The organism is Microcoleus sp. Pol12B4, from assembly GCF_036701385.1.
In the GTDB taxonomy this organism is placed as follows: domain Bacteria; phylum Cyanobacteriota; class Cyanobacteriia; order Cyanobacteriales; family Microcoleaceae; genus Microcoleus.
Genome location: NZ_JAUBQR010000444.1, coordinates 1 through 1,368 on the forward strand (window position 1 = coordinate 1; position 1,368 = coordinate 1,368).

The 1,368-nt window shown below is 43.9% G+C and carries 2 protein-coding genes; one reads left to right on the forward strand and one right to left on the reverse strand.

What is annotated here, in order from left to right; translation table 11 throughout:
* The coding region (locus QUA38_RS28905; protein WP_333167958.1) for a molybdopterin dinucleotide binding domain-containing protein at positions 1-843 on the forward strand (843 nt) is incomplete at its 5' end.
* A 387-nt stretch (positions 844-1,230) separates the two neighbouring features.
* Here the strand turns inward: QUA38_RS28905 and QUA38_RS29580 are convergent.
* On the reverse strand, positions 1,231-1,356 hold the full coding sequence (locus tag QUA38_RS29580; RefSeq protein WP_445305138.1) for a hypothetical protein: 126 nt from the start codon (positions 1,354-1,356) through the stop codon (positions 1,231-1,233).
* Positions 1,357-1,368 lie beyond the last annotated feature (12 nt).

A 1,368-nucleotide genomic window follows, 5' to 3' on the forward strand; every position in this document is an offset into this window, starting at 1 on the left:
CAGGCAAAACGCGCTTTAGCCAATGTTGAAACTATTATTTACCTTGCAACTAAACCGAACTTAGGACATTTTAGCGGATTGGCAAAACACAATACAATCGTGATTTCTGTACTGAATCGCTTTGAAAATCCCCATAAAACCACGGTGGAATCGGGGAATAATTTTGTGCGTTTAAATGATGAGGGTGAAACTCACCTCAAAAATTCTGATTTGATTCCTGAAGTGCATTTTTTGACAGAATTGGCCAGCAGAATTCACGGCGATTTTCCGGTTGATTGGCGCAGACTTCAAGACACAAAATATGTTCGGCAATTGATTGCTAAAACCATTCCTGGCTATGAAAAAATAGCGACAATTGATGAAACTAAAGAGGAATTTACCATCAGCGGTCGCATTTTTACAGAACCTAAATTTCCTACAGAGTCTGGGAAAGCGAAGATGTTTGTCACGCCTTTACCTAAGCTGAAATTACCGGAAGCGAAAGAGTTTGGAGTATCGGAATCAACACAGGGTATTGTTGTGGCTTTGATGACGGGACGCAGCTATTCTCAGCACAATACTGTGGTTTATAAGATTGATGACAAATACCGGGGAATGCCGCACCGCAACTGCATTTTGATGAATCGTACGGATGCAGAAAGCACGGGTTTTCAAGAACATCAGCGCGTGACGGTGCAGGGAAATGTGGGGAAAATGGAAAATGTCGAGGTGATTTACGGAGCGGTTCGTGAGGGTGCTGCTTTGATGTTTTATCCTGAAGTTAATGTGATTTTTAGCCCGGCAATAGAAAAGCGATCTGGTACGCCTGCTTACAAGCGCGTACCTGCTTTTGTTTATGCGTAATTTCGCCCACGGATGTAACGGATGTAACGGATGTTATGATTGGCTCTACCTTACTTCTTCTTCCTTCTTTCTTCTATAACTCACATTTTGGATGATTTTTAAGAACAGGCAAGATGCCTGTTCCACAAGGAGTTAATTTTTTGTGTGACAGGTATCTTGTCTGCCCATATGCCAGTCTTAATTAACGCTTAATTTGCCAAGTTCTACCGCGCCAAGTCCACCCCCAACCTGTTTCGGTTTTAATCGCCGAACCGATCGCAATCGCCGCCACTAACCCACCTGCGAAACCTCACAACCACCAGTATTTCGTAGGACATTCAGCAATCTCGGCACCCAAGCGGCGCAAAGTGTAATGCTGCAAAATTACGATTACGGATAAACAGATAGTTAACCAGGTAATTGGTTGGGTGGTCGCGGCTGACCTGCTAATATTTTAAGCCGGGGGTCATTGAGATGCTGTTGCAGGGTTTGCCCGATCGCCTTGGTGTCGTCTGTCGAGCGATCGTCTACAATTAAAACTTCTAA